Source organism: Arthrobacter sp. SLBN-112 (genome assembly GCF_030944625.1).
Taxonomy (GTDB): Bacteria; Actinomycetota; Actinomycetes; order Actinomycetales; family Micrococcaceae; genus Arthrobacter.
Map to the genome: position 1 here is coordinate 3,980,902 of NZ_JAUSXY010000001.1, position 24,848 is coordinate 4,005,749.

At 65.8% G+C, this 24,848-nt stretch carries 25 protein-coding genes and 1 pseudogene; 14 read left to right on the plus strand and 12 right to left on the minus strand.

Features of this window, described 5'->3' with window-relative positions; all coding sequences use genetic code 11:
• A complete protein-coding gene (locus QF050_RS18420; protein WP_308931716.1) occupies window positions 1-864 on the minus strand; it encodes an HAD family hydrolase in 864 nt (287 codons plus the stop codon).
• A 204-nt stretch (window positions 865-1,068) separates the two neighbouring features.
• On the opposite strand from QF050_RS18420, the gene QF050_RS18425 reads away from it, so the two are divergent.
• Window positions 1,069-1,338 (plus strand): GlsB/YeaQ/YmgE family stress response membrane protein, encoded by a 270-nt coding sequence (locus QF050_RS18425; protein ID WP_308931717.1) that lies wholly within the window; start codon window positions 1,069-1,071, stop codon window positions 1,336-1,338.
• Between the two features lie 191 nt (window positions 1,339-1,529).
• Window positions 1,530-3,701, plus strand: coding sequence for a putative bifunctional diguanylate cyclase/phosphodiesterase (locus QF050_RS18430; protein ID WP_374121548.1), 2,172 nt, complete (start codon window positions 1,530-1,532; stop codon window positions 3,699-3,701).
• Window positions 3,702-3,712: 11 nt separating this feature from the next.
• Here the strand turns inward: QF050_RS18430 and QF050_RS18435 are convergent, their stop codons facing one another.
• The gene (locus tag QF050_RS18435; RefSeq protein WP_308931718.1) at window positions 3,713-4,150 is read right to left on the minus strand and encodes a hypothetical protein; all 438 of its coding nucleotides are present in this window, start codon (window positions 4,148-4,150) and stop codon (window positions 3,713-3,715) included.
• Window positions 4,151-4,370: 220 nt separating this feature from the next.
• Between QF050_RS18435 and QF050_RS18440 the strand changes: the two genes are divergently transcribed.
• Window positions 4,371-4,922: a dihydrofolate reductase family protein gene (locus QF050_RS18440; RefSeq protein ID WP_308931719.1), complete on the plus strand. Its 552-nt coding sequence runs from the start codon at window positions 4,371-4,373 to the stop codon at window positions 4,920-4,922.
• 1 nt (window position 4,923) lies between these two features.
• Here QF050_RS18440 and QF050_RS18445 read toward each other — a convergent pair whose 3' ends face one another.
• Both QF050_RS18445 and mmuM read right to left on the minus strand, forming a co-directional pair.
• A complete protein-coding gene (locus QF050_RS18445; RefSeq protein WP_308931720.1) occupies window positions 4,924-5,274 on the minus strand; it encodes a hypothetical protein in 351 nt (116 codons plus the stop codon).
• 69 nt (window positions 5,275-5,343) lie between these two features.
• Complete coding sequence (gene mmuM, locus QF050_RS18450) at window positions 5,344-6,291, minus strand: homocysteine S-methyltransferase (RefSeq protein ID WP_308931721.1); 948 nt, start codon at window positions 6,289-6,291, stop codon at window positions 5,344-5,346.
• Between the two features lie 117 nt (window positions 6,292-6,408).
• Between mmuM and QF050_RS18455 the strand changes: the two genes are divergently transcribed.
• From QF050_RS18455 to QF050_RS18465, 3 genes are read left to right on the plus strand one after another with little or no spacing between them, the layout of a single operon-like run.
• Window positions 6,409-6,858: a hypothetical protein gene (locus QF050_RS18455; protein WP_308931722.1), complete on the plus strand. Its 450-nt coding sequence runs from the start codon at window positions 6,409-6,411 to the stop codon at window positions 6,856-6,858.
• Entirely contained in the window at window positions 6,855-7,604 is a 750-nt protein-coding gene (locus QF050_RS18460) for a cyclase family protein (protein WP_308931723.1), read from the plus strand. Before QF050_RS18455 ends, QF050_RS18460 begins: the two co-directional genes overlap by 4 nt.
• Before the next feature lie 30 nt (window positions 7,605-7,634).
• Complete coding sequence (locus tag QF050_RS18465) at window positions 7,635-8,411, plus strand: IclR family transcriptional regulator (RefSeq protein WP_308931724.1); 777 nt, start codon at window positions 7,635-7,637, stop codon at window positions 8,409-8,411.
• A gap of 16 nt (window positions 8,412-8,427) precedes the next feature.
• On the opposite strand, the gene QF050_RS18470 is transcribed toward QF050_RS18465, so the two are convergent.
• Both QF050_RS18470 and QF050_RS18475 read right to left on the minus strand, forming a co-directional pair.
• Complete coding sequence (locus QF050_RS18470) at window positions 8,428-9,201, minus strand: IclR family transcriptional regulator C-terminal domain-containing protein (protein ID WP_308931725.1); 774 nt, start codon at window positions 9,199-9,201, stop codon at window positions 8,428-8,430.
• A 151-nt stretch (window positions 9,202-9,352) separates the two neighbouring features.
• The gene (locus QF050_RS18475; protein ID WP_308931726.1) at window positions 9,353-10,792 is read right to left on the minus strand and encodes an amino acid permease; all 1,440 of its coding nucleotides are present in this window, start codon (window positions 10,790-10,792) and stop codon (window positions 9,353-9,355) included.
• Between the two features lie 287 nt (window positions 10,793-11,079).
• Between QF050_RS18475 and QF050_RS18480 the strand changes: the two genes are divergently transcribed.
• Entirely contained in the window at window positions 11,080-12,132 is a 1,053-nt protein-coding gene (locus QF050_RS18480; RefSeq protein ID WP_308931727.1) for a homoserine dehydrogenase, read from the plus strand.
• Entirely contained in the window at window positions 12,125-13,540 is a 1,416-nt protein-coding gene (locus QF050_RS18485; RefSeq protein WP_308931728.1) for an aldehyde dehydrogenase family protein, read from the plus strand. Before QF050_RS18480 ends, QF050_RS18485 begins: the two co-directional genes overlap by 8 nt.
• Before the next feature lie 45 nt (window positions 13,541-13,585).
• On the opposite strand, the gene QF050_RS18490 is transcribed toward QF050_RS18485, so the two are convergent.
• Window positions 13,586-14,047 carry an Lrp/AsnC family transcriptional regulator gene (locus tag QF050_RS18490; RefSeq protein ID WP_308931729.1) on the minus strand — a complete coding sequence of 154 codons (462 nt, stop codon included), beginning with the start codon at window positions 14,045-14,047 and terminating at the stop codon, window positions 13,586-13,588.
• A gap of 73 nt (window positions 14,048-14,120) precedes the next feature.
• On the opposite strand from QF050_RS18490, the gene QF050_RS18495 reads away from it, so the two are divergent.
• Together QF050_RS18495 and rlmC are read left to right on the plus strand one after the other, a co-directional pair.
• Window positions 14,121-14,858, plus strand: coding sequence for an HAD hydrolase-like protein (locus QF050_RS18495; RefSeq protein ID WP_308931730.1), 738 nt, complete (start codon window positions 14,121-14,123; stop codon window positions 14,856-14,858).
• Window positions 14,859-14,944: 86 nt separating this feature from the next.
• Window positions 14,945-16,072 carry a 23S rRNA (uracil(747)-C(5))-methyltransferase RlmC gene (gene rlmC, locus QF050_RS18500; protein WP_308931731.1) on the plus strand — a complete coding sequence of 376 codons (1,128 nt, stop codon included), beginning with the start codon at window positions 14,945-14,947 and terminating at the stop codon, window positions 16,070-16,072.
• Window positions 16,073-16,099: 27 nt separating this feature from the next.
• Here the strand turns inward: rlmC and QF050_RS18505 are convergent, their stop codons facing one another.
• Window positions 16,100-16,723, minus strand: a complete 624-nt coding sequence (locus QF050_RS18505) for an FMN-binding negative transcriptional regulator (RefSeq protein ID WP_308931732.1) — start codon at window positions 16,721-16,723, stop codon at window positions 16,100-16,102.
• Window positions 16,724-16,741: 18 nt separating this feature from the next.
• Window positions 16,742-17,671, minus strand: coding sequence for a DMT family transporter (locus QF050_RS18510; protein WP_308931733.1), 930 nt, complete (start codon window positions 17,669-17,671; stop codon window positions 16,742-16,744).
• Between QF050_RS18510 and QF050_RS18515 the strand changes: the two genes are divergently transcribed.
• The 4 genes and pseudogenes from QF050_RS18515 to QF050_RS18530 all read left to right on the plus strand — a co-directional run bounded on the left by QF050_RS18515 (window position 17,670) and on the right by QF050_RS18530 (window position 22,016).
• Window positions 17,670-19,082, plus strand: a complete 1,413-nt coding sequence (locus QF050_RS18515; RefSeq protein WP_308931734.1) for a PLP-dependent aminotransferase family protein — start codon at window positions 17,670-17,672, stop codon at window positions 19,080-19,082. The two genes, QF050_RS18510 and QF050_RS18515, sit on opposite strands and share 2 nt — an antisense overlap.
• A gap of 132 nt (window positions 19,083-19,214) precedes the next feature.
• A complete protein-coding gene (locus QF050_RS18520) occupies window positions 19,215-20,234 on the plus strand; it encodes a DUF6454 family protein (protein WP_308931735.1) in 1,020 nt (339 codons plus the stop codon).
• A 62-nt stretch (window positions 20,235-20,296) separates the two neighbouring features.
• Window positions 20,297-20,515: pseudogene (locus tag QF050_RS18525) on the plus strand (alkaline phosphatase family protein); the annotation flags it as partial.
• 94 nt (window positions 20,516-20,609) lie between these two features.
• Complete coding sequence (locus QF050_RS18530) at window positions 20,610-22,016, plus strand: alkaline phosphatase family protein (protein WP_308931736.1); 1,407 nt, start codon at window positions 20,610-20,612, stop codon at window positions 22,014-22,016.
• 136 nt (window positions 22,017-22,152) lie between these two features.
• Here QF050_RS18530 and QF050_RS18535 read toward each other — a convergent pair whose 3' ends face one another.
• The 3 genes from QF050_RS18535 to QF050_RS18545 all read right to left on the minus strand — a co-directional run bounded on the left by QF050_RS18535 (window position 22,153) and on the right by QF050_RS18545 (window position 24,567).
• On the minus strand, window positions 22,153-22,977 hold the full coding sequence (locus tag QF050_RS18535; protein WP_308931737.1) for an SDR family NAD(P)-dependent oxidoreductase: 825 nt from the start codon (window positions 22,975-22,977) through the stop codon (window positions 22,153-22,155).
• 174 nt (window positions 22,978-23,151) lie between these two features.
• A complete protein-coding gene (locus QF050_RS18540; RefSeq protein ID WP_308931738.1) occupies window positions 23,152-24,102 on the minus strand; it encodes a plastocyanin/azurin family copper-binding protein in 951 nt (316 codons plus the stop codon).
• 288 nt (window positions 24,103-24,390) lie between these two features.
• Window positions 24,391-24,567, minus strand: coding sequence for a hypothetical protein (locus QF050_RS18545; protein WP_308931739.1), 177 nt, complete (start codon window positions 24,565-24,567; stop codon window positions 24,391-24,393).
• Window positions 24,568-24,848: the final 281 nt, after the last annotated feature.

The window sequence follows — 24,848 nt, forward strand, 5'->3', positions numbered from 1 at the left end:
TCAGTCCAGGAGCCCCAGATCGGCGAAGGCCAATGCAACGCCTGCGCCTGCGGGCCCGGCGGTGGTCCTGTCGGCCACGGCAAGGACGCCCGGGTGGCCGCCTTCCACGGCAATGCCCACCCCGGCGTATTCCAGCATTTCAATATCGTTGGCGCTGTCACCGATAGCCACGATGTCAGCACGGTGGAGGCCAAGCCGGGCCTCCACCACCTGGATACCCACCGCCTTGTGCGTGCCCGCCATGAAGATCTCCCCGGCACGGTCTCCCAGCGCTGACAGTGAACTCGGGATCAGTCCGACATCCGGGCCGAGCTTTTCGATCAGCCCCTTCAGCGGGACCGGCGAATCGAAGACGGAGATCTTGGCGTAGGACGTGCTGCGGAGGTCGTCGCTGTACTGCATCGGCCCCAGGATGTCCTCCAGCGGATCCACGTCGGTGCTGAGGATTCCATCGTGCTGGGGGCGGCCGGCGAAGATGGGGCCAAGAACCTCCCTCAGCCGCTGGTCCACGCCGGTGCGGCCGTGCAGGGCCTCGGGTGCTTCCAGGATGTAGGCGGCACCGTGGGCATCGAGGGTTTCCACAATGAGCGCCGCCAGTTCCGGGTCAAAGCGCTGGTCGCTGAGGACCACGCCATTGACTTCCACCCTGGCGCCGGCTCCCGTGATAGTGCCGTCGAAGCCGGCATCCAGGATGTGGCCGGGCACCATGGACAGCGGCCGCCCGGTGCACACGAAGACCAGGTGGCCCAGCCTGCGGGCGGTCCGGACCGCCTCCACGTGTGCATCCGGGGCCAGGCCGTGGTCTGCATAGGTTCCATCGATGTCGAGGAAGACGGCACGCCGCCTGGCGGTCTGGCTGGGCATGCCTGGGCTCCTTGGTCGGTTGCGGGACATCCAAATCCTATCCCCACCCCTGCGGCACCCGGGTGGGCGCAGATACCGCATTAAGGGCCCGAAACTGACAGCCATCCTGTGATATTGAAAGCCTTGCAGACTAATAAGCCTGCTGATTGAATAAGGGAACCGGAAATGGGGGCCCGGCACAACTTACTGACAAGGAGTGACAACATGGGCATTCTCGGATTTCTCATTTTGGGCCTGATCGCCGGCGCCATTGCCAAGGCCATCCTTCCGGGCCGCCAAGGCGGCGGCTGGGTGGTGACCCTGGTCCTCGGAGTTGTGGGGGCCATATTGGGCGGCTGGATCGGATCACTGATCTTTGGCGGCGGGCTTGCCGAATTCTTCGATATCAGGACATGGCTGCTGGCAATCCTCGGCTCGATCATCGTGCTGCTGGTCTACGGGGCAATCGCCAACCGCAGCGGCCGCAGGGTGTAGCCGCACCGCACACCCCTTCAGCAAGAAGCGCCGGACTCCCCCCAAGGAGAACGGCGCTTTTTACGTCCGCGATGAATGCACGGCCAAAAAACGCGATGAATGCACGGGCAAACAGAGAGCCGATCCAACTGCTTACCGGGTGGCCGCCCAATTTGCGGATCTGCCCTTTATGATGGCGAAGGGGTGGTGTTATGACCGGTTTTTCGGGCCGTGGCAATGATGTGGCATTACAAATTTTTGGCGTGGTCATGAACGCCAGCCCGGATGCCCTGCTGGCCCTGAATACGGACGGCATTGTCCTGTGCGCCAACGCCGCTGCCGCACGGCTGTTCGGATTGCCGCAGGAGGCGTTTGCCGGCCTGGACCACCGTCCCCTGATCGCCGAAGGATTCCGCGATGAGGTGGCGCACCTCTTCCGCCAGCTCCTGGCCCAACCGCAGCAGCCTCTGCCGCCGCATGAGATCACCGGTCTGCACGGCGATGGAACCGAGTTCCCCGTGGAGGTTGCCGTGGCACTCCTCCCCGCCGGACCGCTGGCAGATCCTCCTGATATCCCCCTCGGGCAAACCGGCCCTGCCGGAGCACACATTCTGCTCTCTGCGCGCGGCACAGCACACCGGCAGGCCGCCAACGAAGGCCTGCGCGAGGCCATGTCCCTGCTCACGGCCACCCTGGAATCCACTGCGGACGGAATCCTGGTGATGGGCATTGATGGAAGGGTGGCCGGATTCAATGAGCAGTTCCTCACCATGTGGGGCATCCCGCCCGAATTCATGGAAGCGGACAGCGACGAGCCTGCAATGCGGCTGGTCATGGGGCAAGTATCCGATCCGGCGGCCCTCACCGCCCGGTTGGGCGAACTCCAGGAGGACCCGTACGCCGAAAGCCACGACGTTGTTGAGCTGCTCGACGGGCGCACCTTTGAGCGATACTCCCGCCCCCAGCGGGTGGGTGCGGAAATCGTGGGCCGGGTGTGGAGCTTCCGGGATGCAACGCCCCGGCGGAAGGCACAGGAGCAGGCCCATCAAGCATTGAAAGATCTCGCCCAACAGGCCGAAAAGTTGCGTGCCATGGCCTTCCAGGACCCGCTGACAGGGCTCGCGAACCGGGCGGTATTCAACGAGGCCCTCACCAACTCCCTTGCGGAACCACGGCTGAAGACGGTTGACGTCCTGCTCCTTGACCTGGACGACTTCAAGGAGGTCAATGACATCCTTGGCCACCAGGCCGGCGATGACATGCTGGTGGAAGTGGCGCGCCGGCTCCGCGGCTGCACCCCCACGGCGGACGTGGTGGCACGCCTGGGCGGCGACGAATTCGTGGTGCTCCTGACAGCCTGCCCCGACCCCGAGGAGATCGCGGCCTGCATCGTGCGGTGCCTGCATGTTCCCGTGACCATCGGCGGCACGGCTCTGCGCCCAAGCCTGAGCCTGGGGCTTGCCTCCCTGGGGCAGGACAGCGTGGGTCCCTCCGAACTGCTCAGGCACGCAGACATCGCCATGTACGCGGCCAAGGCTGCCGGCAAGAACCGCTTCCTGCGCTTCCACCCGGACATGATGCAGGCATTGGTGCAGCGGACGCACATGGAAAGTGGCTTGCAACTGGCCGTTCCACGCGGCGAGATCACGGTGGATTTCCAGCCGATCGTCTCGCACCGCATGGGGCAGGTGGTCCAGCTGGAGGCACTGGCCCGATGGGACCGCGGCGGCGAGCGGGTGCCGCCGTCGATCTTCATTCCGCTCGCCGAGCGCACCGGCCTGATCAACGAGATCGGGGCCGAGGTGATGGCCAGCGGCATGGTGCAGCTGGCACGCTGGCTCAGCGAAGATCCATCGAGGTCCCTGGCCGTGAATGTCTCCGGCGTGCAGTTGCAGGAGGCGGACTTCGCCGAGACGGTCCTCAAGCTCGCGGAAGCCAGCGGCGTGGCGCCCTATCAACTGGTCCTGGAAGTGACCGAGAGCGTCTTTTTTGACGCGGACCGCGGCCTGATCGATCAGCTTGGGACGTTGCGGAACGCCGGCGCCCGGGTGGCGCTGGACGACTTCGGCACCGGCTACTCCTCGCTTGGCCGGCTGCAGGAGCTGCCCGTGGACACGGTCAAGATCGATAAGACCTTCGTGTCCATGGTGCGAACCGGCAACGAGCGGCTACCGATCCTCAGCTCCATGATCAACATGGCCCACAGCCTGGGCCTGACCGTCACCGCGGAAGGGATCGAGACGGCGGCGCAAGCAGACTATCTGACAGCCCTGGAGTGCGATTCGTTGCAGGGCTACCTGTTCTCGCTGCCCGAGCCGGGCGACAGGCTTATACCCGCCCTGCATCACGCCGAAGAGGCGCTCAACGCGCTGAAGGGTCGCTAGAGCAGGAAGGCTTAGGCTGCTTCCCGGCCCGACTGCCGCGGCTTTTTCGCGGGCAGGGGCGGCCGCGACGTTTGTGTTGCGGGAGAGGATTTGGCGGGCCCTGCTTCGGCGGGGCCGGCAGGTGCGGGTGCGGCTGCAGCGGCGGAGTCCGACGCCGTCGGGTCGCCGAAGACTTCAGCATCGGGTTCGGAACGGGTTTCCGGAGCGGCGGCACGGTTGCGGCGCCAGCGGCGGACCAGGTCGACGCCGGCCACCAGTCCCGCGACGGGGCTGAGGACCGCCGCCGAGTAGACGAACAGCAGCCAGGTCAGCGTCGTCAGCGGCGGCTGGTTGTTGTTCAGCAGCGACAGGCCTCCGAGCAAGCCCACCACCCAGAAGAGCAGGACGGCCGTCAGCACGGATCCGGCAGGAAAATACTGGTTGGTCACGATTTTTTTCAGGGTTTCCATGCACTTCCTCCTGCCTGGCCGGGGGACGGCGAAGGCCGTTCAAGACAAGTATGGGGCCCGGCCTGCGCGAAACCCTGCAAGACGCCACGGCGAGTGACCAAACTAACCCGGGCGCCCGGCGTCGTACGGATTCCTGGTCCGAAAATGCCGTGCCGGGCCCTTCCGCCCAACGCCCGTCGGCACATAGCGTAAGGCTGACCGCTCGAACAATGGAGGACCCATGCGCAAAGTCACTGCCGGCCTGTTCCACTCAGTCGACGGGGTGGTGTCAGAACCGTTCAAGTTCCAGTTCGACAGCTTCGATGAGGAACTCGGCCAGGGGCTGACCAGGATGATGAACACCGTGGACACCGTGCTGCTGGGCCGTGTCAGCTACCAGGAGTGGGCGGGCTACTGGCCCACCGCCTCCGCCGACCAGGACTTTGCCGCGTTCATCAACCCCGTGGAGAAGTACGTGGCGTCGCGGACACTGACGGGGCCGCTGGAGTGGGAGAACTCGCAGCTGATGGATACACCGCTCGAGGAATTCGTGGCTGGCCTGAAGGAGCGCGACGGCGGCGAAATCGCGGTGTGCGGCAGCATCTCCGTGGTGCGGCAGCTGCTGTTTGCCGGGCTGCTGGACTCGCTTCAACTGATGACCCACCCGGTCATCGCAGGCACCGGCCGCCGCCTGTTCGAGGACGGCGACCCGTTGACCCGCCTGGTGCTGCAGGAGCAGTCCCGGACCAGCAAAGGCAACGTGCTCAGCACTTATGGAGTGCGGGCCGAGTAGGTCACGCCGCCAGCGGCGCCCCGAAAAGCTCCTCAGCGAGCCGGGGCAGGTGGTCCGGGATGTCCGCCTCGGCCCCGTGTTCGCCGCGGCCGAGGAAGACGGCGGTGCCGCGGATCCCGTCCAGGTCAAGGCCACATTCGTGCATGAGCTGGCCGGCACGGAAGTTCACGGGCAACAGCAGGGCAACGCTTTCGGCGTTCAGGTAGACGTGCCAGTCGCCGCGGATCACGGATTCAAGCGGCCCGTCCACCAAGGCTTCCAAGGCCGGCAGGTCCGCGGCCACCTGCTCCATGCGGATGGGCTCGGCGTTGTTTGCCGGTACAACGAGTGCTGTGTAAGTTCTGCTGTCCATGACTGGTCCCTCCACAGGGTTTAACACCTGGAAAGGATGCCGTGTTCCCGAAGGTGGGCGGTCAGCGCCTTAGAAGGCGGCTGCGACGGCGGCGATGTCGCGGGGGGTGGTCCGGCAGCAGCCGCCGATGATGCGGGCGCCCCTCTTCCGCCAGGCGGGGGCTCCGCCGGCGAGGTCCAAGGGTGCCGCATCCGCCGTTCTGCCCGTCCCGGCCGCACCCCAGGTCTTGGTGTCCGGATGGTAGGTCTCGCCGGAGTTCGGGTAGGCCAGCAGGGGCTTGTCCGTGTGCTGCCGCAGAACTGAGAGCGCCGGAGTCACCAGGTGCAGGGGAACGCAGTTGACTCCGATCGCGGCAACGTGCGGGTGCGCATCGAGGAGCCTGGCCACGTCCGCCAGGGGTGTGCCGTCGCTGATGTGGGCGTCATCGCGCAGGGTAAAGGAGAACCAGGAGTCGACGCCGGCTTCCGCTGTGAGTGCCAGCAAGGCCTCCGCCTCGGTGAAGGAGGGCAGCGTTTCACAGGCCAGGACGTCGACGCCGGCCTGCACCAGCGCAACGATGCGGGGTCGGTGGAAAGCCCGGAACTCCGCCGGGCTGAGGACGTAATCGCCCCGGTATTCGGAACCGTCGGCGAGGTAGGCGCCGTACGGTCCCACGGATCCCGCGACCAGCAGCGGACCCGCGTCCGGATGGTCCGCCAGGTGCTCCCGCCGCGCCTCATCCGCCAACCGGACCGACAAGCCAATAAGGTCCAGGGCCTCCTGCTCACCGATCCCACGGGCAGCAAAGCCTTGGGGCGTTGCCTGGTAGCTGGCGGTGGTGGCGATGTTCGCACCGGCGGCGAAGTAGTCCCGGTGCACGTCCCTGATCAGTTCGGGCTGCTCCAGGAGGACCTTGGCGGACCACAGCGGATCGTTCAGATCGCAGCCGCGCGCCTCGAGTTCGGTGGCAAGGGCGCCGTCGGAGACCAAGCCGGCATTGTCTCCAAGCGAGGTGGACAGGGAAAGGCGGTGGGGCATCGCAACTCCGGTCAGTTATTGGCAGTTTTACTCATTATAGACAAGTTTCCATGCTTGTAATGAATATCACTGTGTGTCACCATGACAGCATTGACGATCACCACAGGAGGAAAATTCGTGAGTGTGCACCTGAACAGCGTCCGCAAGCTACGCGTCCATTGGCCGATCAGCGCAGAAACCTTCGGCCGTATAGCCGCCGGAGATGCTGGCGCGGTCCAGCAGGATCCTGGGCTTGCGGGCCTCCTGCAAGCCGTTGAACAGTTCCCGGACCTTGGTGATTTCGGGAACTACAAGCACGTCTTCGAATCTGGAATCGGGTTCGAGGGATTCTCCTGCGGCGAAGGGGCAACGCCCACCCTCGGCCGGGTGGGCGAGCAGACCCTGTCGCCCACGTTCGTGTTCACCACCTACTTTGATGCTTCCCTGGACGACGCCGTCCTGGAGCGGGCCATGCAGGAACTGGTGGCCATCCACCCGTGGGAACTGCCCGTCATCGAGGTGACCGGTCCACTAAGTGTTGCCGGTGGCCTGCACCGTAAGACTCCTTCAACGGCGGCAGCATCATGACCCTTACCACCACCGCCGCCTGGCCCGCGCTTCAGTCCGCGCTGGCAGGCAGGACATTCACGGATCTCACCCACGCCTTCCACCCGGGCCAGCCCCGTTTCTCCGCCTTTCCGGACGAAAGCCGGGAGGCACTTTTCGATCTTGAAAAAGGCGACGGATTCACGGCCCACCGGTATTCGATCGTCGGGCAGTGGGGAACGCATGTGGACCCGCCGTCGCACTTCATCCGCGGCGGCCGCACCCTGGACCGGATTCCGGTCCAGGACATGATCCTTCCCCTTGTGGTACTGGACATCACCCGGCGCGTCGAGAAAGATCCTGATGCCACCCCTGCCATGCAGGACGTGCGGGACTGGGAGGAGCGGAACGGAACGATTCCCGCAGGATCTTTCGTCGCGCTGAGGACCGGGTGGAGCCGGCGGTGGCCGGATGGGGAGGCCATGGCCAACAGAGGCGCCGACGGCGTAAGCCACACTCCCGGCTGGTCCCGGGAAGTGCTCTCCTTCCTTGTCGAGGAACGTTCGATCTCGGCTGTAGGGCACGAGCAAACGGACACGGATCCCGGGTTGGCAACGTCCCGGGGAGACTTCAGCCTGGAAACATACGTCCTCGCCCAGGACCGCTGGCAGATAGAGCTGCTGGCGGACCTGAACGGACTTCCGGAGTCCGGTGCCGTGGTAGTGGCCAGCTGGGCAAAGCCAAGTGAAGGAAGTGGCTTTCCCGCTCGCGTCTTCGCCATCTCCTGATCGCCGCTAACGGTCATCTAGACTCGGACCATGTTGAGGACAACAAGCATGGGGCGGGGAATCATGGCAGTCCTGGCTGCCGGGGAGCGCCACGCCCGCGGCCTCCCCGGCGGCACCGTGGCCGAGATCGCTGCGGACCTCGGCAAAGACCGCAGCCAGGTCTCCAGGAGCTTGCGGACAGCGGAGCAGGAGGGGTTCCTGCAGCGGACGCCCCAGCGCACCTTTGCCCTGGACTGGAGCGTCTTGACGGACGCGCACCTGCTGACCCGCCGTCGACTGCATTCCGACGGGGCAGCCGCCTTGGAGCACCTTTCGGGCCGGACCGACGAGGGGTGCTTTCTGGGCGTTCTCAGCGGCAACAGCACCGTTACGGTGGGTGAAAGCATCCCCGCCAGCAGCAGAATGGTTGGCTCCTGGCTGGGCCGGCCCTACCCTGCCTACTGCAGTGACGCCGGGCAGGCGCTCTTTTGGGAAACCTCCGATGGCGAGGTTCGCAAAACTTTCGCGTCCGTGCCATTCCAGCAGCACGGCCCTAACACGCCGGCCAACGTTGAGGAATTCCTGGCGCGCCTCAAGGAGGCACGCTTACGCGGTTATTCAATCGTCGACGAGGAAGCGGAACCGGGGCTTTACTCGCTGGCCGTGCCCATCAGGGACTTCAGGGGTGAAGTAGTGGCCGCGCTGCAGGTGGTTGGCGTGAAGAGCCGCATCGAGCCCAGGCAGGCCGAACACGCGAAAGCGCTCCGCGAAGAAGGTGAATGGCTCGAGGCCATGCTCGGAGGGCATTCGCAGCACAACCGTCCATAGGAGCTGCGGACGGCCGTTATTGCTCCACCGCGAGACGACCTGATCCGAGCCTGGCTGCGGCCCCGGCGAGAATATCCGCCACTTCCTCGGTCCGAACATCGACATCGGCCCGGCTGCCCAGCACACTGAGCGAAGCCAGGATGCCGCCCTCCGGATCGCGGATGGGTACGGCCACTTCAGTAATGCCGTGCTCAAACTCCTCAGCAGCAACAACATAGCCCCGGGGCTTGTCCCTGGCCATCAAGTCCCAGGCCTCCGCGCTGGAATGCGGAGCGCCAGGGCCCCCGACCCCGACGAAATTTACGTCGGAGAGCAAAGCCTCAAAACCGCGCCGCCTAAGGTCCCACATCAAGGCCCGCCCTGATCCCGTACACCAGACGGGGGTGACCATGCCGGGCTGGACGAAGCTGCCGGCCTGCGAATCGTTGCTGGACGCCAGCAGGAGGATGACCCGGTAACCGTCACGTACGGATAGCCGGGCACGCAGCCCCGTTGAGGCCACCAGGGTTTCGAGTTCCGCTCCTGCGTCCCTTATCCAGCCGGTGTTAAGCGTGGCGGCCAGGCTGAAGAAGCCGCTTCCCACCCGGAACGGACCCCGCTCGCGGCGTTCCAGGAGGCCAAGCTCGCAAAGCTCCTGCGTCAGGCGGGAGACGCGGCTTTGGTCCATATCGAGCTCGGCAGCCAGCTGCGAGACGCCTAAGAGCTGCTTGCCGGCCTTTTCCCGGTCAACCACCAAACGCATGATCCGCAGCCCCTGCGCCAGCGATGACGCCTCCGGGGAGTTATCCACGCTTACTGCTCCTTCCGACCGTCAACCAGCCTATCCTCACACGGGCAAAGCTTTTGACGGCCCAAAAGCAACACCGGGACCCGCCCAAAGGCCAGGGGCCCGGCGCAGGCGGTTCCGCCGTCTGCACCAGGCCCCGGAAAGGCGTCTTGCCCTAGTTCGCCAGGCCGGCCCGGGACTTCCGCCCGTACCTGAGGTGGAAGTAGCCGTAGCAGGCCGCAACGAAAGGCACACCAAAGTACAGGGCCGCGACCTGGGCCGGGTCAAAGGCTATGCCTACGAGGGAAACGACGCAGAGGGAAAACGCCAGGACCGGAACCAGCGGGAAGAGCGGGGCACGGTACGGCAAAGCGGAAACGTCCCCGCCGTTCCGGACAAAAGACCGCCGATGGAAGAAATGCGAGGCAGTGATGGACATCCACACTCCCACCACCGCGAAGCCGGCCACCGAAACGAGCGCCAGGTAAACGGTCTCCGGGGCGACCACGCTGCTGATGAGCGAGGCCAGGCCGCCGAGCATGCTCACCGAGAGCGCGATCATGGGAATGCCGCGCCCCGTCAACTTCTTGAGTGCCTGGGGCGCCTGGCCTTCGTCGGCGAGGGAGTAGAGCATCCTGGCGCATGAGAACAAGCCGCTGTTCCCGGCAGACAGCAGCGCAGTGATGATGACGAAGTTCATCAGGTCGGCGGCGAAAGGAACACCGGTAGCCGTGAACACAGTCACGAAGGGGCTCTCGTCGAGCCCAACTTCCGTGTAAGGAATGGTTGCGGCAATGACAGCGATGGCACCTACGAAGAACACCAGGAGGCGGATTACCGTACTCCGCATCGCCTTGGGGATGCTCGTGGCGGGGTCCTTCGTCTCGCCCGCGGCTACACCAATGAGTTCGGAGCCGGAGAAGGCGTAAAAGACAGCGAGCGCGGTCACGAGGACGCCGGTGAACCCATTGGGAAACAGGCCGCCATCGGTGTTGAAATTCTCGAACAGGAAAGGATGGGCGCCGGATTCGCTCAGCGGGTGGAAGCCCAGAAGGGCTGCCCCGCCCAGGACGATGAGCGCAATGATGGCGCCTACCTTGACGATGGCGAACCAGAATTCCGACTCACCGAAGAACTTGGACGAGACCGCGTTGAGGCCGAACAGCGTAGCGGCGAACACGAGGCACCAGACCCACACATCAACGCCGGGGAACCACCGCTGCATCAGCAGTCCGGAGGCCGTGAACTCGGATCCGATGGCGACGGCCCAGCACAGCCAGTAAAGCCAGGCTGTGGCGAATCCGGTGGCGGGACCGATGGACCGCGCAGCATAGATATGGAATGCCCCGGACACGGGGTACGCAATGGCGAGCTCACCCAGGCAGGCCATCACCAGATAGACCACGAAGGCACCCACGAGGTAGGCAAGGACGGCGCCCAGGGGACCCGCCTGGGAAATGGTGTATCCCGAGCTGAGGAACAGGCCGGAACCGATCACGCCGCCCATGGCGATCATGACAAGGTGCCGGGGTCCCATGGAGCGGCGCAGGCCCGACTCTGTGGCCGGTGGTGCACCGGGCTCCGGCTTGAGGGTAAGGGGGGTCGAAGATTCCAAGAGATGCCTCCAGTGGGGGGATGGTGGGAAGGACGGCCGCGGTTCGATTGCCCGTCCAAGAGGAGCTGTTAGCGCGTCGACAGTGACGAAAGTAACACGAAAGTGAAGTTTTAGTCATCAAAATCATATGAAAATGCGAATGTTGCACGCATATGGCCGTTACGCCGTATGTCGATGTGGTCCTCCAATGGTCGATATGGCCGCCCGATAGTGCGTTTGGACATGTCCCTACGGACAGCGGCCGGGGCCACGATGGGAGCACCAAACCACCACATCAAAGGAGCACCATGACCACCTACGACATTGCGCTGATCGGGTTCGGCGGCGTCAACCGCACCCTCGCCGAGCTGATCGCAACCCGGGGCGATGAGCTCAGCCGCGAGCTGGGCTTCGGCCTGCGGGTGGTCGCCATAACGGACCTTCGGCTCGGTTCCCTGGTCCGGAACGGGGGAATCGACATGGACATGGCCTTGCGGATAAACCCCGCTGACGAGACCTTCGCAGCGCACGGAGGATCCGCGGACCCGGACAACGAGCGCGTCATCAGGACGTGCTCCGCCGAGATCATTTGCGAGGCGACCTTCACCAACCCGGCAACCGGGGAACCGGCCGCTTCGCATGTGCGGTGGGCACTCGAAGCGGGGAAGAGCGTCTGCACCACCAACAAGGGCCCCGTTGCCCTGCATGGTGCGGAGCTCACCGGACTTGCACAGCGGAACGGGCTGCACTTTGAATTCGAGGGCGCCGTGATGAGTGGAACCCCCGTCATCCGACTCGCCAGGCAATTGTTCCCCGGACTGGCCCTCAACGGGTTCGAGGGCATCCTCAACGGCACCAGCAACTACGTCCTGGGCCGGATGGAAGAAGGCCTCGGTTTTGAGGAGTCAATCCGGGAAGCCCAGCGGCGGGGATATGCCGAGGCGGACCCCACAGCAGACATCGACGGCTACGACGTCCAGCTCAAAGTCCTGATCCTTGCAAACGAACTCCTCGGCGCGGGCCTAACGCTTGCGGACGTTCAGCGCCAAGGCATCTCGGCCCTGACCCCCGGGGACCTCAGCAGGGCAAAGAGCGAGGGCCGCCGATGGAAACTGGTGGGCTCAGCACGGCGGAACCCGGACGGAACCATCAGCGCCTCCGTGGCCCCCGCGGCGCTCCCCCTGGACCACGGCCTCGCGGGAGTGTCCGGTGCGAATAACGCCGTCTCGTTCAATACCGATCTCCTCGGGCCGGTTACCGTTTCGGGGCCCGGGGCCGGACGGGTGGAGACGGCGTATGCCCTCCTGTCGGACATTATTGCCATGCACGGTACCCGGAACCGGGTGGCTGCAGATGCGTGAATCGATGCTTGCACCCGTTGACCCTGAACTGGCCGTCTTCCGCGACGTGCTGAGCCCCTATGATGGCCGGGTGGTCGGGGCAGTCGCCCTGGCGCAACCGGAATCCGTGGACGCCATTGTTGCTGCGGCCCGGGCCGGGGCGCAGCAGGCACGGGCGTTGTCCCGCCATGCCCGGGGAAAGATCCTGGACAGTGCCGCCTCGAAGATTGAGGAACGGCGCATGCAATTTGCCGGCACCATCACGGCGGAGAGCGGAAAAACGATCCGCCAGGCACGCAAGGAGGTGCTGCGGGCAGTCAACACCCTGCGTCTGTCCGCGGCAGAGGCGCGCCGCAACGCCGGCGAGACAATTCCCTTCGACTCCTATGAGGGCTCGGAAGACCGCATGGGATGGTACTCCCGCGAACCGCTGGGGATCATCGCGGCAATCACGCCCTACAACGATCCGCTGAACCTGGTGGCGCACAAAGTGGGCCCCGCCATCGCAGGAGGAAACGCCGTCATCCTCAAGCCATCCGCCCTGACACCCCTGTGTGCGGAATTGCTGGCGGAGGTCCTCACCGAAGCCGGCCTGCCGCCGGGGGTGCTTACGGTGGTCCACGGGGGCAGGGACGTTGCCGAGGCGATCGTGGCGAACCGCGAGATCCGGCTGGTGTCCTTCACGGGCGGGTTTTCCACCGGGGAAGCCATCGCAAGGACGGCAGGACTGAAGAAGCTCTCCATGGATCTGGGTGGAAATGCCCCCGTGATCATCATGGACGACGCGGACATTGACGCCGCCGTGAAGGCCTGCGTCTCGGGAGCTTTTTGGGCGGCAGGGCAGAACTGCGTGGGAGTGCAGCGCATCCTCGTGGCCGAGCCCCTGTACCGGGAGTTCCGCCGGCTCTTCCTGCACGAGACGGCGCAGCTTGTGTCCGGCAACCCGGATGACGAAGCCACCGACATGGGCCCGATGATCACTGCCGCCGCCGTGGACCAGCTCACGGCAAAGATAGACGCGGCGGTCGCCGCCGGGGCTGCTGTCCTGGCGGGAAACACCAGGGTTGGCAACGTCCTCCAGCCCACGGTCCTGGAGAAGGTCAGTCCCTCCGGCAGGTTCTGGATGGAGGAGGTCTTTGGACCGGTGGTCATGCTTCAGCCGTTCTCAACCTTTGACGAAGCGGTGGAGATGGCCAACGCCGTGGACTTCAGCCTCCATGCCGGGATCTTCACGCGTTCGCTGGACACGGCGCTGGAGGCTGCGTCCCGCATCGAGGCAGGCGGAGTCATGGTCAACGACTCATCGGACTACCGCTTCGATGGAATGCCTTTCGGTGGATCCAAGTACGGCAGCATGGGCCGCGAAGGCGTGCGTTTCGCCTACGAGGAAATGACCCAGCCAAAGGTTGTCTGCATCAAGCGCCAATAAAGGGTCAGGTCCCCGCGGTGCGGCCGGGGTGCCGGGAGATCCTGGCTAGGTCGGCAGGACTCCCGCGCTCCGCCGGACATAGTTGGAAAGGGTCATCGCCGTTACCGTGTCCGTCACACCGGGTGTGGCCGCAATTTGTTCCCAGATCTCCTGGATCCGTTCAAGCGAACGCGCTTCCACCCGCACCAGGAGATCGAAGTCGCCACTGACCACATCGCACAGAACCACCTCCGGGATCGATTGCAGCACGGCGATAACGTCCGCCCCGCGAACCCTGTCCTTCCGGTAGACCATCAGGAAGGCCGAAACTGTGCCTTGACCCGGAGCGCCGGCCACCACGGTGTAGCCCTGGATATATCCCTGCCGTTCCATCCGGTCGATACGTTGCCGGACGGCGTTGCGGGAGAGCATCACCTTCGCTGCCAGCTCCGCATGACTGACCCGGGCATTGCGCGTCAGCTCCGCCAGGATGCTCTGATCGATCCGATCAAGACTAGCCCGGTCCATGTCCACCCTTCACCGTATGAATTCCCAACAGCAGACACGAGCCGGCCCGGCTCCCGAATGAAAGCACACAGAGATGATACTTCGGCACCAGCCGCTCCAAAGCCGCACGGCAGCCTTCAGCTGCGTGCTGTTCGACATGGACGGAACGCTCCTCGATTCAGCACCGGGCGTAACAGCCAGCGCAGCCTTTGCACTGGCTGCCGTGGGGGCGCCGGTTCCACCGGGTGCAGACCTGCTCAGGTTGGTGGGGCCACCCATGCTCGAATCCTTCAGGAAGTTTTTGGGGCACGATGAGGTCCTCGCCCAACGGGCCCTTAAGCACTACCGGCAGGCGTATGCGGACTACGGCGCGCAGCAGTCTGTTCCGTACGCCGGCATACGGGAAATGCTGGAACAGCTCCACTTTGCCGGCATACCCCTGGCGGTCGCGACATCCAAGGCCGAAGACCAGGCGGTCCGGATGGCACGCCGCTTTGGGATGGACCACTACTTCACCTCCATCTGCGGCGCATCGGACCAGGACGGGAGATGGAGCAAAGCGGACGTCATTGCCGAAGTGCTGGGCAGGCTGGAGGATGCGAATGTGGACGTCGGCGGCCCGCTCATGGTGGGTGACCGCAGCTACGACGTTGCAGGGGCCACCGTCCATGGCATGCCCGCAGTCTTCGCGAGCTGGGGTTACGGCTGCCCGGGAGAAGACGTCGGAGCCATCCTCGTTGCGGCCTCACCGGCCGCAGTGCTCCCTGCGGTCCTGGGGACCGAAGGAACTCCTGGCCGCCAGGCGCAGGCGATGCCGCTTCCCAGCCCTTGAAGAGGGCGACGGCGGCACTCCGCCACGTGCCGTCGTCGCCCGTTCACTTCGAGGCTGTGGAGGCGACCGGGTAAACTTGTCCGGTCATGGACTGCTCCTACTTCGATGCCGGCACCTGCCGTTCCTGCACCCACATGGGCATGCCCTACGGCGAACAGCTGGCCGGCAAGCAACGCCACTGCCAGGGCCTCCTGTCCGGACATCCGAAGCTCGAATGGCTGCCCCCGGTGGCGAGCCGGGAATCGGGCTTCCGCAACAAGGCCAAGATGGTGATCGGCGGAACGGCACAGAACCCCACCATCGGGATCCTCGACGCCGACGGCCACGGCGTGGACCTGCGCCGGTGCGGCGTCTGCTCCCCCGGCCTGCTGGCCTGCTTCCCGGTGCTGGCGAACTTCATCCGCCGGATCCGCCTGACGCCCTACGACGTGCCACGCCGCACCGGCGAACTCAAGCACGTCATCATCACCGAATCCCCCGACGGCGAGATCATGCTCCGCTTGGTCCTGCGCTCCGAACAGGTGGTGCCCCGCATCCGCAAGCATCTGCCGGAACTGCTGGCCGCGCTGCCGCAGGTGAAGGTGCTCTCGGTCAACCTGCACCCGGAGCACAAGGCCGTCCTTGAAGGTGACCGGGAGATCCTGTTAACCGGGCAGGCCACCTTGAACATGCGGGTCAACGACGTCAACCTGCACCTGCGCCCGCAAAGCTTCTTCCAGACCAACACCGAGATGGCCGCGGCGCTGTACCGGCAGGGCCGCGAGTGGGTCAACGAGCTCGCGCCTGCCTCCGTCTGGGACCTCTACTGCGGCGTGGGCGGGTTCGCCCTGCACAGCGCCGCCCCGGGCCGGACGGTCACCGGCATAGAAACCAGCGGCGAAGCGATCGCCTCCGCCCGGCTCAGCAGCGCGGAGGCAGGGCTGGAGGGCATGGCGTTCCAGACCGGCGACGCCACTGCGTTTGCCCTTGCCGCAGAGCAGTCGCCGGACCTGGTGATCGTCAACCCGCCCCGGCGCGGCATTGGCAAGAAGCTGTGCGGCTGGCTGGAAGCCTCGGACGTGCGGCACGTGGTGTATTCCAGCTGCAACGCACAGTCATTGGCCCGCGACCTGGCGGCCCTTCCGTCCTTCACTGCGCGGCGGGCACGGGTGCTGGACATGTTCCCGCAGACCACGCATTACGAGGTGATGGTGCTGCTGGAACGGGCCGCCTGACCGGTTGCTCCGTCCTGCCGTTGGCGGTCAGTTCCTGCGGGCGCGTTCGACGGCGGCAGCCCCGGCTTCCCGGCCGCCGGCCCGCAGGCCTGCCGCCACCCCGGCGGCGTCGGCGTCGGAACGGTTTTGGCTCAGCTTTTCCTTCGCCTCGATCCGGGTGACCAGCAGTTCCACGCCTACAATCGCGCGCAGCTGCCCGGCAATGAACTTCTCCGGGGCGTCGTCCACGGCCCAGGGGAGCTCCCGGCTGTCCTCATGCAGGCCGGTCAGGTGCCGGACGTGCCGTGCCAGCCAGCCGGCGTCGTCATGGATCACCAACTCGCCGTAAACATGGAGCGTGGCGTAGTTCCAGGTGGGCACCACACGGCCGTGCTCGGCTTTGGCGGCGTACCACGAGGGCGAGATGTAGTCGTCGGGGCCCTGGATGATGGCCAGCGCTTCGCCGGTTGGCATGCTGGACCACTGCGGGTTGTTCCGCGCCATGTGCGCCTGCAGGGCACCGCGCTCCCCCACACTCGGGTTAAAGGCGAAGGGCAGCAGCGTTGCCAGCAGGCCCTGATCCGTCATGGTGATGAGGTTGGCGGCGCCGGGCGTGGCCAGCAGACTGTGGACTGTTTCGGGGGTGGCAGCGAAGTGGACGGGAATGTACACGGGTGCTCCTTTTTCAGGCTAGCGGGCTGGACGGTTGAGGCGGACGCGGACGGCCGCGGCGGCGCAAAGGATGACGGCAAGGGCGCCCAGGACGGTGGTCCAGGTCAGCGCCTCCCGTAGCAGCAGCGCCGCCCAGCCGATGCTGAGGACCGGTTGCAGCAGCTGGATCTGGCTGACCTGGGCCATGGGACCAATGGCCAGCCCGCGGTACCAGGCGAAGAAGCCCAGGAACATGCTGACCACTGCCAGGTAGCCGAACGCCGCCCACTGGACAGGCGTGGCCGACGGCGGCTGACTGAGGACGGAGACCACGGCCAGGACCAGCATGGCCGGGGCAGCGAGGACCAGGGCCCAGGCGATGGTTTGCCACGACCCCAGTTCACGGGCCAGCAGTCCCCCTTCGGCGTATCCGACGGCGGCGCAGGCCACGGCTCCGAGCAGCAGCAGATCTGCCCACTGCAGGTGCCCGACTCCCCCGGATTGCAGGAACGCGAAGGCGATCGCCGCCAGTGAGCCAAGCGCCATGACCAGCCAGAATGCGGTGGCCGGGCGCTCGCCGGTGCGCAGCACGGCCACTGTGGCTGTCGCAGCAGGAAGGAGGGCAATGACCACGGCGCCGTGCCCGGCGGGCACCGCGGTGAGGGCGTAGGACGTCAGTAGCGGGAAGCCCGCGACGACGCCCCCGGCCACGAGGGCAAGTCGCAGCCAGGTGCCGCGGCGGGGCAGCCGCTGCCGGGTCAGCGCGAGCGCTGCGGCGGCAAGGACTGCGGCGACGACGGCACGGCCCGAGCCAATGAACAGCGGCGGGATCCCGGCCACGGCCACACGGGTGAAAGGTACGGTGAAGGAAAATGCTGCCACGCCAAGGAGTCCCCACCAGACTCCGACGGACATTTTCTGCGGTATCGCTGGGCGCTCCAGGACAGTAGCGCTACTATGTTCTTTCATGAACAACGATAGCAGTTCGCGCATCACTGCGGCACTCCGACAGTGGATCAGCAGTGCGGCTCCGGGCGCGCGGCTGCCGTCCACCCGGCACCTGGTGGCCGAACACCAGGCCAGCCCCGTGACGGTACAGAAGGCCCTGCAGGCACTCGCCGCGCAGGAACTGATTGAAAGCCGGCCCGGCGTCGGAACGTTCGTGCGCGCGGTCCGGACGGCACGTCCGTCCGACTATGGCTGGCAAACCGCAGCGCTGCGGTCGCCGCACTCGCCGCTGCCGTCGTCGTCGAGCACCATGCGCAACGTTCCCCATGATGCCATCTGGTTGCATTCGGGATACCCGGACCGCGAACTGCTTCCCGAACGGCTGGTGCGGGCCGCCCTGGCCCGGGCCGCCCGCGGCGACGCCGCACTGTCCCGGCCGCCCGCCGCCGGCATGCCGGAACTGCAGCAGTGGTTCGCCCGCGAGCTGGGGCAGGCAACCCCGGTAGGGATCACGCCGCCCACGCCGAATGACGTGATCGTGCTGCCTGGAAGCCAGAGCGGACTCAGCTCCATCTTCCGCGCACTGGTGGGGGCCGGGCAGCCGATGCTCATCGAATCACCGTCATACTGGGGTGCCATCCTGGCCGCCGCGCAAACCGGGGTGCGCCTGGTGCCGGTGCCCACCGGGCCGGACGGACCCGACCCCGCAGATGTGGACCGCGCCTTCGCCGAGACCGGGGCCCGGGCCTTCTATATCCAGCCCAACTACGCCAACCCCACCGGCACACAGTGGGCGGCGGGGCGGGCGGGCGAGATCCTGGACGTGGCCCGCCGGCACGGCGCGTTCCTGGTGGAGGACGACTGGGCGCACGATTTCGGCATCACCTCCGACCCCGTGCCGCTGGCCACCCGGGATGATTCCGGCCACGTGGTCTACATCCGGTCCCTGACCAAAAGCGTCTCCACCGCCATCCGCATCGCGGCGGTCATTGCCCGCGGCCCGGCGCGGGAACGCATCCTTGGCCAGCGTGCCGCCGAATCCATGTACGTCAGCGGGTTCCTGCAGGCGGCCGCCCTGGATGTGGTCACGCAGCCCGGGTGGCAGACACACCTGCGCAGCCTGCGCCAGCAACTCCAGTCGCGCCGGGACCTGCTGGCCACGAGCATCCGCGAACACGTCCCACTGGCCCACATCGACAACCTGCCCCGCGGCGGGTTGAACCTGTGGGTGCGCCTGCCCGACGGGACGGACCTCCCGCGGCTGGCGCGCGACTGCGAAGATGCGGGAGTGATCATCGCCGCCGGCACGGAGTGGTTCCCGGCGGAGCCGGCGGGCGCCTTCATCCGACTGAACTATTCCGGCCCCAACCCGGGCGCGTATCCGCAAGGGGCACGCGTCATCGGCGAATCCCTGGCGAGGCAATCCGGTTAGGGGGGGACCCGGCGCGGCAACGCGCCAACCGGACAGTTCGGCGACAACGGCAGTTCATCGGTGCGCCATGCCCGGTTCATTACCCATTAGTAACTTGAGAGCTCCTGTTGAGACCCAACCTTAAGAGGCCCCATGAGCTCCAAACCCACCCGACGCGCCCTCACCGTGGCCGCGTCCCTGATCCTTGCAGCCTGTGCGGCCGCCGGTACAGCGGCCGCACAAGCGGACGGCCCGGACAAGGGCACCAGCCCCGCCTCCGCGACACACCATGAAACAAACACCGATTTGGCCGACGCGTTCGACTCCGTCACCCGGAACACGGCCTGGCACCAAACGTCCAAACTGAAACTGAACTTCCCCACCTACCACACCGAGGGAATCGCCTACAGCCAGGACCACATCTTCCTCTCCGCCGTCCAAATCCTCGAACCCACGGTCAAGTACCCCACCCCGCAGGGCGGCTACGACCGCACACCGGGCAAGGGCATCGGCCACCTGTTCGTCATGGACAAGGCCGGCAACCTGCAAAAGGACATCATCCTCGGCGAGGGAGACATGTACCACCCCGGCGGGATCGATTTCGACGGCACCAACGTCTGGGTGCCGGTAGCCCAGTACCGGCCGGACAGCAGCGCCATCATCTACAAAGTGGATGCGGACACCCTGGACGTCCATAAGCAGTTCGAGGTCAAGGACCACTTCGGCGGCATCGTCCTGGACAAGCAGACCGGCCACCTCGTCGGGAACACCTGGGGCTCCCGGAGGTTCGCAGAATGGGACCTCCAGGGCAAGCAACTCTCCACCTGGGAGAACCCGAACTACTTCATCGACTACCAGGACTGCCAGTACGTTCCCAACGCCAGGATGCTCTGCGCCGGAGTCACCAACCTCCCGCAAACCCCGCAGGCCGGCGGGACCGCAGCCACCTACGAACTGGGCGGCATGGCGATGATCGACCTGAAGTCCCATGCGGTGACCCGTGATGTCCCGTTCCAGCAGTGGTCCACCGCCGGACACGTGGCCACCCGCAACCCGTTCAAAATGACCGCCAACGGCGGGCACCTCACCATGACGGTGGCCCCCGACAACGGCGACGAAGGCAACGGCACCGAAATCCTCACCTACGAAGCCGACGCCACCCCCGCAAAGTAGCACTCCCCCCGCACCTGCCGCAGGCCGCGGCGGTGCACCCCACAGGAACGATTGGATACCCCATGCCTTATCCGGCACCCAGATTCACCAGGAAAAGCGTTACCGCTGCCACCGGTGCGGCTGCTTTGGCTGCCTCCGCACTGACGGCCGGGCTGGTCGGCTTCGGCGCGGCCCCGGCCACCGCCGGCACGCACGACGACACCGCGACGCCGATCAAGCACGTCGTGGTGCTCTTCCAGGAGAACGTCTCATTCGACCACTACTTCGCAACGTACCCCAACGCGGCCAACACCGCGGGCGAAACCCAGCAGGGCTCCGGTGCCCCGGCGGCCACGTTCACCGCCGCCGAGGACACCCCAAAGGACATCAACACCCTTGCCACTGCGGGACTGCTGGCACCGAACAACCCCCAACTCGGTCCAGCCCGCGCGGCTCTCCCCGATGCAGGCCGTCACCTGCGACCAGGACCACGGCTACAAAGCCGAACAGAACGCCTACAACGGCGGGGCGATGGACAAGTTCGTCCAGTTCACCAGCCGCGACGCGTGCGGGACCAACCAGTACGGACGTCCCGGCCTGACCATGGACTACTACGACGGGAACACCGTCACCGGCATCTGGAACTACGCCCAGAACTACGCCATGAGCGACAACCACTTCAGCACCGTGTTCGGCCCCTCCACGCCGGGCGCGCTGAACCTGGTCTCGGGCCAGACCCACGGCGTCAAGGAGTACGACCCCGCCGGACTCCCCGTCGCCACGCCGGCCACAGGCAGCAGCACCGTCCGCCAGCCGGACGCCAACGGCGTGGGCACCGTGATCAACGACCCCGACCCGGTCTACGACGACTGCTCCAACAGCAGCCACGCCAAGGCTAACAACCTTGCCGGAATGACCGGCAGGAACATCGGCGACCTGCTCAATGCGCAGGGAACATCCTGGGGCTGGTTCCAGGGCGGCTTCGCCCCCACCACCGCCGCGAACGGCAGCACTCCCGCATCCTGCCTGGCCGCCCACACCAACGCCGCCGGCGCGTCCGTGGTGGACTACTCCCCGCATCACCAGCCATTCCAGTACTACGCCTCCACCGCCAACCCGCACCACCTTCCGCCGGCCTCGGACGCGGAAATCGGGCACAACGGCCAGGCCAACCACCAGTACGACCTTGCCGACTTCAGCAAGGTGGTGAACAGCGACAACATGCCTGCCGTGTCCTTCCTGAAGGCCTCGGAGTTCCAGGACGGCCACGCGGCATACTCGGATCCCGTGGACGAGCAGAACTTCATCACCAGGACTGTCAACCAGATCCAGCAGTCCAAGAACTGGGATAACACCGCCGTTGTACTCGCGTATGACGACTCCGACGGCTGGTACGACCACGTCGCCGCCCAGCCGAAGAACGCCTCCACCGGATCCGACGACGCCGCATGGTGCCTGAATGCCGCAGCGAACGGCGTCCCCGTGGCAGGGGGCTACGCCGACCGCTGCGGCCCCGGCCCCCGCCAGCCGCTGGTGGTCATCTCCCCGTATGCGAAGAAGAACTTCGTCGATCACACCGAGACGGACCAGGCCTCCATCCTGCGGTTCATTGAGGACAACTGGCACACCGGCCAGATCGGCGGCTCTTCAACCGACGCGACAGCAGGATCGGTGGACGCGATGTTCAACTTCCACCATGAGCGCAACGACAAGGTCCTCCTGAACGAACAGTCCGGCGCCGTCGCCTCCATCAGCCACAACGGCAACATCCCGGGCAGCGGATCGGACGACTCCGGCCACTGACCCGTCCTGCAAGTCTTGCAGGTCCGCGTCGCCGGAAATGCGTCACTTATGCGCCAGTGCAAGGGCAAGGCACCCGTATTCACGGGGCCGGCACCTGCCAGGACGCTGATAAGTGGCGCATTCCGGCGTCGGCGGTTCAGGCGGAGGTTTTGACCAATTCTTCGCTCTTCTCCCACAGCCCGCGCGCCAGGTCAGCGTCGTAGGCCTGCCGGTTGGCGTTGGCCAGGGCGCGCTTGGCGTAGTAGGCGCCGGAAATCCAGTCGGTGCCGGGCGTCCCGTTGATGAGCCAAAGCATGGTGTCGGCACCCTGGTCCGGACTGAGCATAAACCGGTTGGCTACGCTCTTGTAAGCGTGCCGGAAGGGGCTGCTGGAGTCCGCCGCGAAGTTGGTGCGGACCACGCCCGGGTGGAAGGCCGCCGTCGTGATTCCCTGCTCGTGGAAGCGGCGGTGCAGCTCGGAGGTGAAGAGGATGTTGGCAAGTTTGCCGGTGCCGTAGGCGCGGAAGGTGCGGTACCCGTGCTCGGCTTTGAGGTCGAACAGGTCCAGCTTGCCGGAGAAGTTCGCGGCGCTGGCGGTGTTGATGATCTTCGCCTTGCTGGCGGTCAGCGTGTCCATTAGGGCGGTAGTGAGCAGGAACGGTGCCAGGTGGTTGACCTGGAACGTCAGTTCGTTGCCGTCCACCGTGAGCGTGCGCTTGCCCATCATGCCGCCGGCGTTGTTGGCGAGGACGTCGATCTGCGGGTATGTGGAGCGCAGGGTGTCGGCCAGGGCGCGGACCTGGGCCAGGTCGGCGAAGTCGGCCAGGTGGTAGTCCGCGCCGATTTCACCGGCCAGGGCGCGGGTCTTCTCCGCAGAACGGCCGACGACGACCACCCGCTCCCCTGCCTTGGCCAGCGTCCTGGCGGCTGCCGCGCCGATGCCGTCGCTGGCGCCGGTGATCACGATGGTGCGAGGAGTCAAGGTGTGTCCTTCGATCGGCGGGCGGCGCACCTGGAGGAGGCGCCATCGGAAACAACGACGGCGGGGCGCCCGGTGTTCCCACCGGTCAGGAGGTGATGGGACTGCACTGACAGCTTAGACGCCGATGGTCCGGCCGGAGCCTCCGCTCCGGCCGGACCATGGGTGCGGTTGGTGTCAGTTGACCACCCTCACCTGGCCCACCATGCCCATGTAGTCATGGAGTGCGCAGATGTACTTGAAGGTTCCCGTTGTGTTGAAGGTCACCGAGAACTCCCCGCCCGGCGGAATGATGCCGGAGTTGAGATCGCCGCCGGTAAAGTTCGACGGCGTGCCCGACGGAGCGAAGACATTCGCCGGTTCGGTGCCGAAGGTGACCGTATGGGGTGCACCCATGCCGGTATTGGCGAACACCACCGTTTCGCCGACATGCACCGTCACGCTGGGGCGGACGAAGCGCATGACCATCGCAACGCCGTCGTCACCGCCGGCCAGGACCTTATGGTTGGTGGCTTGTTCGGCCAGCGAGGCGTCGAGCTGGTGCCCGTCCCGGAGGATGGCACGTGCCTGCGCCCGTGATGCCTTGTTGTAGTCGGCCTGGCTGTAGGGGTAGTCCGTGCCCTGCTCGCGGACGTGGACCATGCCCTTCATCATCTCGCCGTGGACCAGGCAGTAGTAGATGAAGTCGCCTTCCCGCGGGAACGTCAGGCTGTAGCTTGTGGTGACGGGGAAGCCCGGCACCTCCACGTTCGAAAGGAGGCCGGAGTTGTAATACGAGTGCCCGTCGTAGCTGTCCCCTCCGCGCTTTAGCAGCTCGTCGGCGTTAAACGGATTGAAGGGTTGCAGCGACTGGCCGGCCGCCAGGAATGTCACCGTGTGGATCTCCGCGGCGTTTGCTTCCCAGCTGATGGTGTCGTGCTCATTGATAAAGATCTCCGCGGGCAGGAACGACATTCCCTGGATTTCCTGGTCGCGGGACTCAGAGCCGACTTGTACCTGCCAGGTCCGATGGCCCCAGCCGCCGGCCGATGCCGGACCGGCGGCGGCCATCGAGGCCAGCAGCGCAACAGCGAAAGCGACGATAAATGCGAGTTTGCTTAATCTTGTGGTTCCCCGGTTTTGCTTCATGACAACGCTCTCTTGAACGGTATTCGGCCGGAGGCCGATGCAGCGGTGGCCGGCTCAACTCAACGCACAGGCCAAACAGGCCACTGATTTCGGAGTAATAGGGTGCCGGACGCCCGGGCTGGGGAGCTCGGGCACCGGTTCCGGCGTGCAAACACACCGGACATGCACCACCCCAACTGGTGTCGCAGAGGTTGAAAACTTGTTGTCCAACGGCCGCCGCCATGGCTTGCCACGCGGCAGAGGCTCGCACCTTTTAGATTGCTCCTTCAACCGAACTTTGTCGAGGAGTCAAACCTTGGGCCGCCGGATCAGCGTTCCCAGCGCCGCGGAAGTAAGTCGCGGCAGTCCGGCAGCCATGGCGATGCGGGGGTCCAACAGGGACATGGATCTGCTGCCGGCCGCGATCGAGTCCGGGCGTGAATCGACGCCGTCGCTGCGCGCGGCCCTTGCCGTGCGCGGAGTCATCGCCGTGGCGGCTGCTGGTCCTGGCGCACTTCACGCTGTTCACGTACATCGCACCGTAAAAGGTCGCTTCGCAGGCCAACACCGTAACGCGGCATGTTCCCGCGCGCACGGGCGCAGGCCACGAGGAGCCAGCAATGAGTTCACCACCACGCTCCAGCTCGCCGGCGCCGCAGCAGCCACCGCGGCGGAACGCTTCGACGTACCGGGAACCCGCACACCCGGGTTAACAAAAAGCAGGGCTTGCCGGTGACGGCAAGCCCTGCTTGGAAACCTAACGGTCC